This window comes from Dechloromonas sp. CZR5, from assembly GCF_008711155.1.
In the GTDB taxonomy this organism is placed as follows: Bacteria; Pseudomonadota; Gammaproteobacteria; order Burkholderiales; family Rhodocyclaceae; genus Azonexus.
The window spans coordinates 48,498-63,686 of sequence record NZ_VUYQ01000002.1 but is presented as its reverse complement, the minus strand read 5'-3'; the positions used below and the strand labels follow the sequence as shown (position 1 = coordinate 63,686).

Genomic DNA, 15,189 nt, shown 5'->3' with positions numbered 1-15,189 from the left:
ATGCAACTCGTTCATCTGGCGTCCCGCCTCTACGGGACGCCGCTCCTCATTGCGCGTCCCAAACTCGACGTGATCCTCTCCGTGCTGGGTTCCCGCATCGGCTTGCCCGATCTGGACATGGCGATGCCGCTGCCCATGCCGCGCCAGAACGCCACATCGGGTCAGGCGGGCATTGCCGTCATCCCGGTGGTCGGCACGCTGGTCAGACGTTCGATGGGTATCGAAGCCGCCTCTGGCCTGATGTCCTACGGCGAGATCGAAGCCCGACTGGATGCCGCGCTGGCCGACCCGCAGGTGGCGGGCATCCTGCTCGATTTGGACTCGCCCGGGGGCGAGGCCTCGGGTGTGTTCGAGTTGGCCGAGCGCATCCGCGCCGCCAGCACCATCAAGCCGATCTGGGCGCACGCCAACGATGCCGCGTACTCGGCGGCTTTTGCCATCGCGGCTGCCTGCCAACGCCTGACGCTGTCGCAGACCGCTGGCGTTGGGTCGATTGGCGTGATCGCGCTACACGTCGACCAGTCGGTGAAGGACGCCAAGGACGGCCTGAACTACACCGCTGTCTTCGCGGGCAGCCACAAGAACGATTTCTCCCCGCACGAGCCACTCACCCCCCAGGCCACCACCGCGTTGCAGACCGAGGTGGATCGCCTCTACGACATCTTCGTGAATCAGGTCGGACAGATGCGCGGCATCGATCCGGATGCCGTGCGCGCCACCGAGGCGGGGCTGTTCTATGGCGAGCAGGCGGTGGCAGCAGGCCTCGCCGACGCGGTGATGCCGTTTGATGCGGTGATGACCGAGTTCACCGACGCGTTGGCGGCCAAGCAGCGGTTGGCGCAGCCTGGCGTGGCCCGCGCCTCGCCGCGAAGCTTGTCCACTCAATCCATTTCAAACCCGCCCCGAAGCAAACCTTTCACCCTGGAGAACACCATGACCGACCCCAAAGACGACCACGAAAACCTTAAGCGTCCGGCCGACACCGACCCACAGGGCGACCAGTCGCAGACCGACAGCGATCTTGAACCGACGCCTGCCGCCCAAGCCGCATTGGCGCAGTCGTTCGCCAGCGGGCGCGGCCAAGCTCAGGCCATTGCAGAGATGTGCCTGATCGCGGGCCAATCCCAACGCACGGCGGAATTCCTCGCAGCAGGCTTCTCGGAAGCGCAGGTGCGCCGCGCCTTGCTCGACGCCCGTGCCGACCAACCCGAAATCGCCTCGCGCATCACCGCAGAGGCAGGAACCATTCAGCGCCCGGAAAACAGTCCGGTGGTCGCTGCCGTCAAGAAGCTCACCGCCAAGGAGTAAGCCATGCCCACTGTCTCTCAACCCAAGAATCTCGGCGACCTGTTGAAGTACGAAGCGCCGAATCTCTACTCGCGTGACCAGGACACCGTCGCGGCCGCGCAGAACCTGTCGCTGGGCACCGTGGTGGGTCGCGAAACGGCTACCGCCAAGCTCAAGGCCCTCGACCCGAGCGCCTCGGACGGCACGGAAACCGCCGTTGGCGTGCTCGGCAATGACGTCGATGCGACGCTGATCGACCGTGAGGACGCGATCCTGATCGCCCGCCACGCCATCGTCGCGCGCGGCGCATTGGTCTGGCCGACCGGCATCAGCACTGCGCACAAAGTGGCTGCCATCAAGCAACTCGCAGAACGTGGAGTCCTGGCCCGCGAGAGTGCCTAAAACCCGCGCCTGACGCACTTCCAACGCTCCGTTTCACTCCCCCCAAAACCCGCCGCTGGCGGGTTTCGTCATTTCTGGAGATCCCAAATGCAGAACCCTTTTGAAAACCCCGGCTTTTCGATGGCCAGCCTGACGGCCGCCATCAACCTCCTGCCCAACCGCTATGGGCGGCTGGAGCAACTCAACCTGTTCCCGGCCAAGCCGGTGCGCACCCGGCAGATCATCGTCGAGGAGTACGCCGGTCGTCTGAATCTGCTGCCCACCCGGGCGCCCGGTTCGCCCGGCACGGTGGGTGAGCGTGGCAAGCGCAACCTGCGCTCCTTCGTGATCCCGCACATCCCCCACGACGACGTGGTGCTGCCCGAGGAAGTGCAAGGACTGCGCGCCTTCGGTTCCGAAACCGAAATGGAAGCCATCGGCGGTGTCATGGCCCGCCATCTGGAGACCATGCGCAACAAGCACGCGATCACCCTGGAGCATCTGCGCATGGGTGCGCTCAAAGGCAAGATCCTCGACGCTGATGGCAGTGAGCTCGTCGATCTGTTCGACGAGTTCGACATCACTGCGCAATCGGTGTCCTTCGAGTTTTCGACGGCGGCCGACAACGGGCAAATCAAGACTGCCTGCCTCGAGTTGCTGGGCCTCATGGAAGATGGGCTCACTGGCGAGTTCTCGACCGGCGTGCATGTGCTGTGCTCGACCGAGTTCTTCCGGGCACTGACCACCCACAAGGAGGTCAAGACCGCCTACCAGAACTGGCAGCAGGGCGCAGTGCTGATCAACGACATGCGCTCGGGCTTCAGCTACAGCGGCATCACCTTCGAGGAATACCGTGGCCAGGCGTCCTTTGTGCAGGCCGACGGCACGCTGGGGTCGCGCCGCTTCATTGCCGCAGGGGAAGCCCATGCCTTCCCGGTCGGCACGGTGGATACCTTCGCGACCTACTTCGCGCCAGCGGACTTCAACGAGACCGTGAACACCATCGGCCAGCCACTGTATGCCAAGCAGGAGCCACGCAAGTTCGACCGGGGCACTGATCTGCACACGCAGAGCAACCCGCTGCCGATGTGCCATCGCCCTGGCGTGCTGATCAAGCTCGTTGCTGCCTGATGGATGTCGCGACGTTGTACGAGGCGGCCCGAAGTGCAGGACTGCTGACCGCCGTCACGGTGGCGGGCAGCACCGTGCACTGCGCCTTCCGTGCCCCCGACGAAACCGTGCTGGATGGTTTTGCGCTGTCGCGGGACTACCAGATCGACTACCCGGCGTCCTGGCTGACGCTGGCAGCCGGGGACACCGTCGAGGTGGCAGGCAATACCTATCAGGTGCGCGACGTGCGCGCCATCGGCGACGGCACCGAGCGTCGCGCCTCGCTCTCCCAACTCTGAGGAACTCCCCATGAACTCCGTCCGCGAGCGCGTCTTGCGGGAGATCGTCACGCGCCTGGCATCTGCGATTGCCCCGACACCGGTGCTACGCATGCCTGCCGTACCGGTCACCCGCGAGGCCAGTCCAGCGCTGCTGCTGTTCGTCGATGGCGACAGCATCACCGCCCACGCCAACCACCTGGTCGACCGGCTGCTGATCGTCCGGCTTGCCGTGGTGGCACGCGGTGCGGATGCCTTCGACGTCGCCGACCAGACGCTGGTCGCGGCCCACGCGGCAATGCTCGCCGACCCGAATCTGGGCGGTCTGGCCATCGCCGTGCGCGAGATCGACTGCGAATGGGAGTTCGACGACGCCGACGCCGGGGCCGTCGCGCTGCCCGCCCGCTACGAAATCCGCTACCGCACCCACGCCATCGATCTCACCCAAACAGGATGAACACCTTATGCAAACCCTCTCCATCGAGCTACTGAAACCCCATACCCACGCAGGCAAGCGCCTCTTCGTAGGTGATCGCCTTGATCTGAATGACGCCAGCGCCCGTTGGCTGATCGCACAAGGCACGGCCAAAGCGGCCACCCCCGCCACTGATTCCAAACCCACCCGCCGTGATGCCACGTCCGGTGTTTCCACAACTGCAGCCACCCAAGGAGACTGAACATGGCTTACTTTTCTGGACAAGGCCGCGTCTACATCGGCGCACGCGATGAATTCGGCAACCCGGCTGGACTGACTTTCGTCGGCAACGTGCCCGAGCTGAAGGTCTCGCTGTCAGTAGACACCATCGAGCACCAGGAAGCGCAGTCGGGCCAGCGCCTGACCGACCTGCAGCTCATCAAGACCAAGAAAGGTGAATTCGCCTGCACGCTGGAAGAACTGATCGCCACCAATCTTGCGCTCGCGCTCTACGGCACCACGACCACGATCACCCCCGGTACGGTGACCGGTGAACTGCTGCCCAACCCGGTCACCCCGGGCAGTCTGTATCCGCTGGCCATGCAGAACGTGTCCGCCGTGCAGATCCAGGACTCGGACGTCACGCCCAAGACGCTCCCGGTCAGCCACTACAGCGTCAATGCCAAACACGGTTCACTGGTGGTGCTGGATGCCACGTCGGGCGGCCCGTACACCGAGCCGTTCACCGTCGATTACGCCTATGGCGCGGCGCAGAGCACGGCGATGTTCACCCAGCCACTGCCCGAGCGCTGGATTCGCTTCGAGGGGCTCAACACCGCCGACGGCAACCGCGAGGTGGTGATCGACCTCTACCGCGTGGCCATCAACCCGGCCAAGGAACTCTCGATCATCACGGACGAACTGCTGAAGTTCGAGCTGTCGGGCCAGGTACTGGCGGATCTGACCAAGCCAGTCGGTGGTGATCTCGGTCAGTTCGGCCGTCTGGTGCTGCTGTGATGGACGGCTTCAAGACATTCCCCCCTGAGCCTGTGGTCGTGACGCTGTCCGGCACCGCGCTGGAACTGACGCCGATCCGGCTGGGTGAGTTGCCACGGCTGCTGGCCGTGGTGCGCCCGCTGGCCGAGGAAATCACCAGTGATCCGGACTGGATGGCGCTGCTGGGACGGCATGGCGATGCCGTGTTGGATTTGCTGGCCATCACCACCCGGCGTGAACGCGCGTGGATCAACGACCTGTCGCTGGAGGACGCTGTGCAACTGGCCGCCGCCGTGTTCGAGGTGAACGCGGATTTTTTCGTGGCGCATGTCGTCCCGGCGATTCAGGGTGCGGCCCAGCGACTCGCGCCGACGCTGCGTTCACTGACGACCTCGGCTGGGACAGTGCCGTCGCCCGCCTGATCCGCACCGGGCACCGCCTGGGCGACGTGATGGCCTACACGCTCACGCAGGCGCAAGCCTTTCTGGATGCCGACGGACAGATCGAACGGCAGCAACTTGCCCAGCTGCTCGGCATTCATGCCGTGGCAGCACAGGGCGAGAAGCGAGGCATCGAACAACTGCAACGCGATCTGCTCAAGGACTGACCCATGCGCCTCTCGCTCACCACCACCGGCTTGTTGGACCCGCGCCAGTTGGCGGCGTGGAGCACCGAGCGGCGTCGTGCCATCCACACCGCTGTCGCCAAGGGCATGCAATCGGGCGGGCGTGAAGTGCGTGATGCGGCGCGATCCGAGATGCGCAGTGCTTTCACCGTCAAGCGCAACAGATTCATCTCTTCGATGGGCGTGAAGGTGTTCGACAAGAAGCCCGAACTGCTGCCCGCCTTGCTGGTCGGCAGCAAGATTCCTTGGCTCGGTCTGCATGAAAAAGGCGGCACGGTGAGCGGCAATTTGCTGATACCGCTGCTGCCCGGGCGCATCGGCCCCAAGCGCTTCAAGGCGGTCATCGATGGCCTGATGCGCTCGGGCAATGCCTTCTTCATCGAGAAGAACGGACGCGTGCTGCTGATGGCCGAGAACATCAAAGAGAACGCCGGGCAGCTGGGCCGCTTCAAGCGTGCCGAGCGTGGTCGTACCGGGGCCAAGCAGATCAAGCGTGGCCAGGAGATTCCCATCGCCGTGCTGGTCAAGCGCGTCGATCTCAAACGACGACTGAATCTGGCGGGTGGCGTGCAACGCGCACTACCTGCCTTGGCGCGGGCGATTCAACAAGAACTGGACAAAGTCTGATGGCAAGCAATCGTGCCCAAATCCTGATCAGTGCCGTCGACCAGACCAAGACCGCCTTCGACTCGATCAAGCGGGGCTTGGGTGGCCTGACCGACACCGCCAAGAGCGTCAATGGCGTGCTGGCCAACCTCGGCGTGGCTGTCTCTGTGGCCGGTCTGACCGCGATGGTCAAATCGGCCATCGACACTGGTGATGCGCTGGACGAGATGTCGCAACGTGTCGGTGTCAGCGTCGAGACCCTGTCGGTATGGAAACCGGCAGCCGAGCAGTCCGGAGTGTCCGGCGAATCGTTCGAGAAGGGGCTGCGCAAGCTGTCCACCACGATGCTGGAAGCCGCGACTGGGTCGGAAGATGCCGCGCGCGGATTCTCCGCCGTGGGTGTCGAGTTCAAGAACCAGGACGGCACCCTGCGAGCCACCGATCAGGTGCTGCTCGATCTGGCCGAGCGCTTCAAGGCCATGCCCGATGGCGCGGAGAAAACCGCCCTGGCCGTGCAACTGTTCGGCAAGTCGGGAGCCGAGCTGATCCCGTTTCTGAATCAGGGGCGCGACGGCATCAATGAGCTCGCCGCCGAGATGCAGGCGCTCGGCGTGCAGATGAGTAGTGAGACTGCGGCGCAGGCGGGCAACTTTAACGATGCGCTCGACAAGCTGAAACTGGCCACCACCAGCATCGGTAACCAGATCATCGCGTCCTTGCTGCCCGCCCTGAACGATATGGCCGGTGGCATGGTCGAGTCGGCCAAGCAAGGCGGCACACTGCGCGCGATCCTGGATGGCGTGGTGCTGGTGCTCAAGACCCTGGCGCTCGGTGCCGCCACCGTCGGCAAGGCCTTCGTCGCCTTGGGCGAGGCCATTGGTGCCGGTGTGGCGGCGGCGGTCGAGGCGCTCAAGGGCAACACCGATGGGGCCAAGGCCATCATTGCCGACCTCAAAGGCAATCTGGTCAAACGGCTGGATGAACTGGCGTCCTTCCGTGACAGCCTGTTCGACCCCAAGCCCATCGAGGTCAAGGCACCCAAGATCCAGGCCGATCCGGAACTGCTTCAACGCCTGACCAAGCCCAAGGCCGCCAAGCCTGCGCAGGACACGACCGGCGCGCAAACCACGCTGATAAAAGCGCAGCTGGACGCCGAGTTCGCCCTGCTCAGGGACGGTCTGACCCGGCAACAAACTGCGCTGGACGCTGCACTCGAAGACCGTCTGGTTTCGGTGCGCGACTACTACACGCAGAAAACAGCCATCGAGCAACGCGAGGTCGATGCCGAGATTGCCCGCAAGCAGCAGGAGCTGGCCCGCAGTCAGCAAGTCGCCACTACGGGCAAATCGGAAAACGACCGCCTGCGTGCCAAGGCCGAAGTGGCCAAGGCGGAAGCCGACCTCATCACGCTCAACAATCGGCGCACGGACATCGAGCAGGCAAATGCGCGTAAGGCCGCGCAAGCCGAGCGTGAGCTGGCCGATGCCTTGGCGCAGGCGCGTGAGGAACTGGCTCAGATCACCGGCACGGCTACCGATGCTGACCGACAAGCCGCCATCGAGCGCAGCTACCGTGATCTTCGGGCACGACTGGCGGCAGAAAGCGACGCCGACGGTGTGTCGCTAGTCGATCGACTGATCAACGTGAAGGCGGCGCAGGCCAATCTGGCGGCGCTCGAAGCCCAATGGCGGCAGGTCACCGAGCGTCTGCGCAATGCGCAGGAGGCCATCCAGACCCAGCAGCAAGCTGGGCTGCTAACCGAAGCACAGGCGCGTCAGCAGATCGTGGCCCTGCAACAGCAATCGGCCACCGAGATGGAGCGCCTGTTGCCGACCATGCAGCAAGCCGCGCAGGCCATCGGGCCGGATGCGGTGATTCGCGTGCAGGCGTGGCGCAACGAGCTGGATCGCACCAAGCTCACCGTCGATGAAATGGCCCCGCTGTGGAATCGCATCGGCGAGAGCTTCGGCGGTGCGCTCAACGGGATGATCACCGGCGCGCAGACCTGGCGCAGTGCCTTGGCGAGCATCTTTCAGCAGGTGGCCGATGCCTTCCTGCAGCAAATCGTGATCCAGCCCTTCCAGCAGTGGATCGCCATGCAGGCGCGGATGCTGGCGCTCAAGCTCGGCTTCATCCAGCAGGAGCAGACCGTCGATGCGGCGGCCAGCGCCGCCAAGGTCGCGCAAAAGACCACCGAAACCACCGCCGTGGTGTCGATGGATGCAGCCAAGGCAGGAGCCGGGGCGGCAGCCTCGCAAGCCTCGATTCCCATCGTTGGCCCGGGACTGGCCATTGCCGCAATGGTGGCGATGGTCGCCGCGGTCATGGCGCTCTTGGGCGGCATCAAGAAGTTCGCGGGCGGCGGTCTGGTCTCCGGGCCGGGCAGCGCTACATCGGATTCGATCCCGGCGCGTCTCTCAGCAGGCGAGTACGTAGTGCGTGCTGCCGCCGTGCGCCAGGTCGGTGTGGCCTTCCTCGATTCGCTCAACGGCTTGTCGGCAGGCCCGCGTTTCAAGGGTGGCGAATTGGCCTTCGCAGCGGGCGGACTGGTACCGGAGGTGAAAGTGCCGCCCGCGCAGCCGCAGATGAATCAGGCCGTGCGCATCGTCAACGCGGTCGATCCGGGTGTCACCCACGACCACCTGCAGTCGCCTGCCGGAGAGAAAGTCATCGTCAACATCATCGGGCGCAATGCACGGGCCATCCGTGCGGCGCTGCAAGGCTGAATTTCAGGGGAAAGTCCAATGGCACTTCTGTTCATCGACGGTTTCGATCACTACGACCCACAGGCCGTGGACAGCTTTGGCGATCCGTGGCTGGCACGTGGCAAGGCAGCGTATCTCTCGCCTCAGGCCACCCGGATCAATGGCCGTCGTCCGTCCTCCTATGCCCTGCGATTGCCAGAAGGTTCGGGTGGTGGCTACGTCAAGAACCTCGACGCCACCAAGGCCAGCCTGATCGTCGGGGCAGCCATTCGTGTGGTGCCGTACCAAAACACCTACACCGAGCCACTGCTCCTGGGCGTGCGCGATGCCAACTCGCAGGTTGCGCATCTCGTGAAAATCGGCGAGGACGGTCGGCTCAAGCTCTACCGCTGGCAATACGGCTATGACCAGTTGATCTCTGTCTCAGTTGCCAGCGCTCCGGCGCGCGGCTGGCACTACATCGAGTTGCAGGTCACGCAGGGCACGAGCAACGGGATTCTGTCAGTGCGCATCAACGGCATCCTGGCCATCCAGATGACTGCGCAGAACACCATCCAGGGCGGTGGCCAACTGCTCACGGCATTTGTGGGTGCCGTGCCCGGCCAGAGCTGTCCGCTCACCATCGACGTCGACGACTTCTACATCGCCGACACCAGCGGCACGATCAACAACACCTTCCTCGGTGATGTGCGCGTCGATGCCTTGCAGGCACAGGCCGATGGCAGCCTGAACCAGTGGACGGCCAGCCCGGTCGGTACCGCCGCATGGGAAGCCGTGAGCGACGAGGACGAAGCTACGGCGATCAATGCACCGAACGTGGGGTTGCGCCAGTCCTTCGATGTCGAGCCGTTGCCGGTGATGGCCACGCCCGCCATCTATGGCGTCCAGCTCACGATGCTGGCCCGCAAGACCGACGCCGGTCTGGGCAAGGTCAAAGGCCTCGTAGTCAGTGGCGCGCAGACCGCCGTCAGCACTGACATCGTTCTGCAGGAGCAACTGGCGTGGCAGAGCACGCTGTTCGAGCGTAATCCGAACGGCAACGTGCAGTGGACGGAGGCAGCCTTCAATGCCGCTGAGTTCGGCGTGGAGTCGGCATGACGGATCGCGTCGTCGTTCAAGACCTCGCGGAGGTTTCCAGCAAGCCGACGCCTGGAAGCGAACTGCCCGCCTTCCAGGGTGAAGTGCTCTCGCGCGCCACCTTCGGGGCGAGCGCAGCCAGCTTCACGCCGGAAACAGCTGTCGCTCCGCTGCCGCCCAATCTGGCGGCCAGCCTGTTGGCGGAATCCTTGGCGGGGCCCTGGCCACCCATCGATGCACCAACCTTTCTGGTCGAAGTGTTGCGCCGTGATACGGCCTCAAGCGCCATCGTCGCCACCGGTATGGATGCCTTTGGCGACCAGCCTTGGCCGGATGCGCAGCGCGGCGTGTTTGCCTTCCGCCATGATTGGATAGAGCCCCTCGTGGAACGACTGGAGTGGCAGACCAGCGTCACGCGGCTGGCCAGTGGCAACGAATCCCGGCAGGCACGCCGACGCGTTCCTCGGCGCTGGCTCACCTACAAGGTGGGCAACGCCCGGCAGACCGATGCCCTGGTGGCCGACTGGCTGGCCGATCATCTCGGTCAAATGGCGCTGTGGCCGCTGCCGCAGTACGCGGTGCACCTGACCGAGTCCTGCGAACGTGGCGCACTGGCACTCAATGTGACGGAGGCAGATGGGCGACAGTTCGGGCCACTCTCGGCCAATGTGCATCTGACCTACGACGGGGTGCAGGGCTGGCAGGAAACTGAGAACAATGGCCGCTGGATTTTGATCATCACCGCCGATGGCTGGCAGATCGCCCAACTCAGCGAAGTGGAAAGCGATCTGCTGTGGCTGACGGAGCCCTTGGCACGCGCCGCAGCCGTGGGCGGCACCATCATGCCCTTGGTGTGGGGCAAAGCCATTGACCCGGCGGATCTCACGCAGTGGGTACCCGGTATGGTCGGCGGCAACGTCCCCACACAGATCCAGCCTGCGCCATTGCCCGACCATGATGTCCTCGATGACCCATGGCTCGACGAGATCCCGGTCTGGCCAGATGGCAACTGGCGTGACGATCCAACGGCCGCCGCGCAAGCCACGATCACCCGCCAAGACTTCTCGCCTGCAGATCCGTGGATGCGCCGGGACGATCCGTGGGCGACGACAACTTTGCAGCGGCGCTATCTGGCCAGCTCACTCGATGAAGTCGAGATCTGGCGGGCGCGCTTGTGGCGCACCCAAGGCCGTCTGGAAGCCTTCTGGCTGCCCGATGGCTTGGCTCCGATCCTGTGGGTAACCGTCGAAGCCGATCCCGAGGATGGCTTCCTGCGCATGGATGGCAAAGACATCTCGGCGTTCTGGCATCGCCCTGCCGCTTGCTTGATCGTGCACCCAGACGGCTATCGGCAGTACGCCCTGACTGCGACCTGCCATCTGGATCAAGGTGGTGTGCTGGTGCTGCGCTCGGGTTTCGACGACTGGGTGCCCGCAGGCAGCCGCGTCATTCGCCTCGTGCGCTGCCGCCTCGACCACGACGCCGTCGATCTGTACTGGCACAGCCCGACGCTGCTGGAGATCACCTTGACCGCGCGCCAGTTGCCCGAACCGCGCGGCAATGACCGTCAAACCTACGAGGGAGCGTAAGCGCGATGAGCCAGAACCCATTGCTGGAAGTCGAGCTATACGCCTTCGCCAGCAACAGCGCGCAGTTCTATCTGACGCCGCACGAATTCGATGTTGATCTGGATGGCAACCTCTACAAGAGCCTGGCCTTGGAGCGCAACGAACTGGCGCTGGGTGCTGAAGCTGCGAAGGCTGGCTTGGATCTGAAACTGCCGCCGAACTGTGATTTGGTGCGCCATCTGCTCGCCAACTCTCTGACCGGTGACACCACCTCGATCACTCTGCGTATCGGACGGCGCGACACCTGGGGCGACTACTGGTGGATCTCTGGAACGCGCTGGATGGGCCGGGTGCTGGGTGTCGAAGTCGCCGACGATGTGGCTCGCGTTCGCTGCGAGTCGGCGCAAGTCAGTCTCAAGCGCATCGGGTTGCGGCGGCTCTACAGCCGCAAGTGTTCCCATGTGCTGTATTCGGCTGCCTGTGGTGCCTCACCGATTTCTGCCAGCGCCTTGGTGAGCAACAGCAATGGCCGCAACGTCGATCTCGACGGTGGCACGCCCGGCAGTGTCAGTGGCGGCTTGGCCGGTGGCTGGTTGCAAACCCCGGAAGGTGCCCGCCACATGATTGTCAATGACTACGGTGGTGGTGTGGAGTTGCTCTATCCGGTGGCCATTGAAGTCGGCACCGAGGTTCTGCTGACGGTCGGCTGCGATCACAGCACGGCCACGTGCGAGTCGCGCTTCGGCAACCTCGACAACTACGGCGGCTTTCCCGCCATCCCGAGCAAAAACCCGTTCTCGACGGGCGTGTTCTGAATTCTTGGAGAAATCGCCATGTGGTACCTCGTCGTCATCGTGGTGGCGGCGCTGGTTTCGGTCGCGCTCGCGCCGAAACCGCCCGAACCCAAACCGGCATCCCTGTCTGACGTCGATGCCCCCACCGCAGAAGAAGGCCGACCGATCCCGGTCGTGTTCGGCACCGTGCTGCTGCGCGGCTCCAACGTCGTCTGGTATGGCGATCTCGAAGCCGATCCGATCAAGAAGAAAGGTGGCAAGAAATGACCACGCAGACCGTCATCACCATCGATCACGTGCGCGCCGTGGGCCTGTGCGTGAACGGCACGCGTACGTGGTTTGCGCGTCACGATCTGGATTTCCGCGCCTTCCTGCGAGAAGGCTGTGACGCCGACACCTTGCTGGCCACCGGCGATGCAATGGCCCAACGTGTGGTCGAGCACGCCCGCAATCGACCCAGCCAGCGGGAGCAAGGCTGATGGGTGGCAGCAGCAAATCGCAAACCGTTGGCTACCGCTACCGAATGGGGCTGCATCTGGCCTTGTGCCAGGGGCCCGTCGATGCCGTGCAGGAAATCCAGATGGGCGACCGTACCGCGTGGGGTGATGCCGACCGCGCGCCGCTATCCACCGGCCACGGGCTGACCAGCCTGAGCATCAACAAGCCAACCCTGTTTGGCGGCGACGAGCGCGAAGGCGGCGTGGTCGGCACCATCGATGTGCTTTCTGGTCATGCCGGGCAAGGACGCAACGACTATCTGATGAGTCGCCTCGGCAGTTCCATTCCGGCATTTCGGGGCGTGTTGTCCTTGGTGGCGCGCAAGATCCTGTTCGCAGCCAACAACCCGTACATCAAGCCGTGGGCGGTACGGGTGCGTCGCTTCAATTCCGGTTGGCATGATCACGCGTGGATGGGGGATTCCGAAGTCCGCACCTGGGATGAGGACGAAGGCCAGGAAATCAGCATCGGTATGAACCCGGCGCACATCCTGGTGCAGTGCCTCACCGATCCGCACTGGGGCATGGGCTATCCGCAGAGCGCCATCGGCTGGAGTTTCTGGAACGCGGCATGGGCTTTGTCGAGTGAGGGCTTCGGCCTCAATCTCATCTGGACGCGCCAGCAGCCCATCGAGAGCTTCATCGGCCAGGTCATCGACCACATTGGCGGCATCCTCTACACCGACCCGGAGCAAGGCACGTTTGAGCTCAAGCTGCTGCGCGACGACTACTGGATCGACAGCCTGCCGCAGTTGGGGCCTGACGAAATCGTGCGGTTGGAACGCTTCGAACGTGCCCAGTGGGGCGAGCTGCCCAATGAACTGACCGTGGTCTACACCGACTGGCAGACCGGCGGTGATGCTGCCGTCACGGTCGAGAACCTGGCCGCCATCCAGTTGCAGGGCGGCGTGATCAATCAACGCCGCGACTACCCGGGCGTTAACTACGGGCCACTGGCCGCGCGGCTGGCCTTGCGTGACCTGCGTGCCTTGGGTTCACCACTGGCACGGATGAGTCTGACCGTGGCACGCGACACGCTGGAACGTGCGCCGCTGCCGGGTGATGTATTTCTGCTGAACTGGCCGCGCTTGGGTGTGGATCAGATGGTGGTGCGCGTCACCGGCATCGACACCGGCACCTTGGGAGCGGCCGAGTGGCGCATCGAAGCCATGGAAGATGTGTTCGGGATGAGCAACACCGTGCTGTCGCCCCCGCCACCGCACGTCGAGGAGCCGACCATCGAACCTTTGCCGCCAGCTTTGGCGCTGGCCGTCGAGGTGCCGTATTGGGAACTGGCCCGGCGCTTGTCGCGCGCAGATCTGGCCTACCTGACCGATACGGACACCTATCTCGGTGCGCTGGCTGCTGCCGGTGGCACCGGGCAGTTAAATTGGCAACTGGCTACCGGCGCGTCCGGTGGCGACCTCACTGCCGTGGTGGGCGAAGACTACGCACCACTGCTGACGCTCGATGCAGCCTTGCCTGCCAGCGAGGTCGATGCCATCGGCGTGCCGGTGACGGCCATCAGCCAGCCGGAGAGACTGGCCGAGGGCGACCACGCCTATCTGGTGGATGCCAGTGGGGCGATTGCAGAGGCCGTTGCCATCCTAGCCTTCGATGCCGCCAACGCGACCATCGATCTCGCACGCGGCGTGCTCGACACCACACCCCAAGCACATGCCTCGGGGACTCGGTTGATCGGTGTCGGCGAATGGCTGGCATCCGAAGGTGCGGAGCGTGCCCCAGGCGAGTCGGTGTTCGTGGGCGCAATTCCTCGCACATCGACCGATCAGGGCGATCCTGTGCTGGCCGCCAATGCGCAGCCGATGGTGCTGGCCGGTCGGCAGGCTTTGCCGTATCCACCCGGTCGTATCCGCCTCAATGGCCAGAGTGAGCCTGCCGTTGTGGCCGGTGACCTCACCGTCACGTGGGCCCATCGCGACCGCACACAGCAGACAGCCTATCTCGTGCAGCAAGACGAGGGCGATATCGGGCCAGAACTGGGCGTGACCTACACGGTGCACATCCGCAATCGCAACAACGTGCTGGTTCGTAACGAGACGGGGCTGCTCGGCACCGCCTACATCTTGACGGCAGCAGTTGCCGCGCTGGATGCCGGTGCGCTGGGCGACCGCATCACGGTGGAGATCAGTGCCGAGCGCGATGGTTTGAGTAGCTGGCAGCCGCAGGTGCGGGTCATGGATCGCGCGGGCTACGGCCTGCGCTGGGGACAGTATTGGGGAGGTGTGTGATGGAGCCGCGCATCGATGTTCATCTGCTCACCCTGAACGAGCCTGCCGAATGGCGTGAGGCCTGCATCGCCAGCCTCGAGGACGCACCGATCCAGTTGCACGTTTTGCCCGGCATTCCGGGGCGTATCGGCGAGGCACGCGCGGCAGGCTATGCACAAGGCACGCTGCCGCTGGTGTCCTTTGTCGATCCCGACGATTTGTACGAAGCCAGTGCCTTCACACAACTGGCCGATGCGCTGGATGCCTGCCCGCAGGCCGTGATGGCTTACACCGACGAAGCACTGACCGACGAAAACGGCCAGGACATCGCCGTGCGGCGTCTGGCCTACAGCCGTTGGCAACACGCCAACAGCGCCAGCCACGTTCACGGCCTGATCGTGATGCGTCGATCCGCCGTGGAAGCCGTGCTCAAGGAAACCACCGACCTCAATAACTTTGCCGATTGGCTGCTGACCCTGCTCGTGGCCAAACGTGGCGGCGTGCTGTACCTGCCCATCGTCGGGCGTCATTGGCGACAACACCCGCAGCAAAGCCATCGCACCGGCGACCCGGAAGCAGTCCGGCGTATTCGCCACGCATCGAATCTCTGGAGATAAAT

At 64.3% G+C, this 15,189-nt stretch carries 18 protein-coding genes; all 18 read left to right on the top strand.

The features are described 5' to 3' along the window. The 18 genes from F1002_RS05275 (at position 1) to F1002_RS05195 (ending at position 15,187) form a co-directional block, all read left to right on the top strand. A complete protein-coding gene (locus tag F1002_RS05275) occupies positions 1–1,308 on the top strand; it encodes a S49 family peptidase (RefSeq protein WP_020200540.1) in 1,308 nt (435 codons plus the stop codon). 3 nt (positions 1,309–1,311) lie between these two features. After that, complete coding sequence (locus F1002_RS05270; protein ID WP_020200539.1) at positions 1,312–1,689, top strand: head decoration protein; 378 nt, start codon at positions 1,312–1,314, stop codon at positions 1,687–1,689. 87 nt (positions 1,690–1,776) lie between these two features. After that, on the top strand, positions 1,777–2,799 hold the full coding sequence (locus F1002_RS05265; RefSeq protein WP_020200538.1) for a major capsid protein: 1,023 nt from the start codon (positions 1,777–1,779) through the stop codon (positions 2,797–2,799). A 74-nt stretch (positions 2,800–2,873) separates the two neighbouring features. Further along, entirely contained in the window at positions 2,874–3,077 is a 204-nt protein-coding gene (locus F1002_RS05260; RefSeq protein WP_223879476.1) for a hypothetical protein, read from the top strand. A gap of 10 nt (positions 3,078–3,087) precedes the next feature. Continuing rightward, entirely contained in the window at positions 3,088–3,513 is a 426-nt protein-coding gene (locus F1002_RS05255) for a hypothetical protein (protein ID WP_029043079.1), read from the top strand. Between the two features lie 7 nt (positions 3,514–3,520). Beyond that, positions 3,521–3,733 (top strand): hypothetical protein, encoded by a 213-nt coding sequence (locus tag F1002_RS05250; protein WP_150428003.1) that lies wholly within the window; start codon positions 3,521–3,523, stop codon positions 3,731–3,733. 2 nt (positions 3,734–3,735) lie between these two features. Further along, complete coding sequence (locus tag F1002_RS05245; protein WP_150428002.1) at positions 3,736–4,488, top strand: hypothetical protein; 753 nt, start codon at positions 3,736–3,738, stop codon at positions 4,486–4,488. Continuing rightward, a complete protein-coding gene (locus tag F1002_RS05240) occupies positions 4,488–4,889 on the top strand; it encodes a hypothetical protein (protein ID WP_150428001.1) in 402 nt (133 codons plus the stop codon). The genes F1002_RS05245 and F1002_RS05240 overlap by 1 nt, the downstream gene beginning before the upstream one ends. 29 nt (positions 4,890–4,918) lie before the next feature. Further along, a complete protein-coding gene (locus tag F1002_RS20935) occupies positions 4,919–5,074 on the top strand; it encodes a hypothetical protein (RefSeq protein ID WP_009521710.1) in 156 nt (51 codons plus the stop codon). Between the two features lie 3 nt (positions 5,075–5,077). Then, positions 5,078–5,719: a DUF6441 family protein gene (locus F1002_RS05235; protein WP_150428000.1), complete on the top strand. Its 642-nt coding sequence runs from the start codon at positions 5,078–5,080 to the stop codon at positions 5,717–5,719. Beyond that, complete coding sequence (locus tag F1002_RS05230) at positions 5,719–8,424, top strand: phage tail protein (RefSeq protein ID WP_150427999.1); 2,706 nt, start codon at positions 5,719–5,721, stop codon at positions 8,422–8,424. Before F1002_RS05235 ends, F1002_RS05230 begins: the two co-directional genes overlap by 1 nt. A gap of 18 nt (positions 8,425–8,442) precedes the next feature. Beyond that, entirely contained in the window at positions 8,443–9,501 is a 1,059-nt protein-coding gene (locus F1002_RS05225) for a hypothetical protein (RefSeq protein ID WP_150427998.1), read from the top strand. Then, positions 9,498–11,069 (top strand): hypothetical protein, encoded by a 1,572-nt coding sequence (locus F1002_RS05220; RefSeq protein ID WP_150427997.1) that lies wholly within the window; start codon positions 9,498–9,500, stop codon positions 11,067–11,069. Before F1002_RS05225 ends, F1002_RS05220 begins: the two co-directional genes overlap by 4 nt. A 5-nt stretch (positions 11,070–11,074) precedes the next feature. After that, positions 11,075–11,863, top strand: a complete 789-nt coding sequence (locus F1002_RS05215; RefSeq protein WP_150427996.1) for a DUF2163 domain-containing protein — start codon at positions 11,075–11,077, stop codon at positions 11,861–11,863. A gap of 18 nt (positions 11,864–11,881) precedes the next feature. After that, positions 11,882–12,109 carry a hypothetical protein gene (locus F1002_RS05210; RefSeq protein ID WP_009521704.1) on the top strand — a complete coding sequence of 76 codons (228 nt, stop codon included), beginning with the start codon at positions 11,882–11,884 and terminating at the stop codon, positions 12,107–12,109. Further along, entirely contained in the window at positions 12,106–12,321 is a 216-nt protein-coding gene (locus F1002_RS05205; RefSeq protein WP_191090317.1) for a hypothetical protein, read from the top strand. Before F1002_RS05210 ends, F1002_RS05205 begins: the two co-directional genes overlap by 4 nt. Continuing rightward, positions 12,321–14,591, top strand: a complete 2,271-nt coding sequence (locus tag F1002_RS05200; RefSeq protein WP_150427995.1) for a phage tail protein — start codon at positions 12,321–12,323, stop codon at positions 14,589–14,591. Before F1002_RS05205 ends, F1002_RS05200 begins: the two co-directional genes overlap by 1 nt. Next, on the top strand, positions 14,591–15,187 hold the full coding sequence (locus F1002_RS05195) for a glycosyltransferase family 2 protein (protein WP_150427994.1): 597 nt from the start codon (positions 14,591–14,593) through the stop codon (positions 15,185–15,187). The genes F1002_RS05200 and F1002_RS05195 overlap by 1 nt, the downstream gene beginning before the upstream one ends. Positions 15,188–15,189 lie beyond the last annotated feature (2 nt).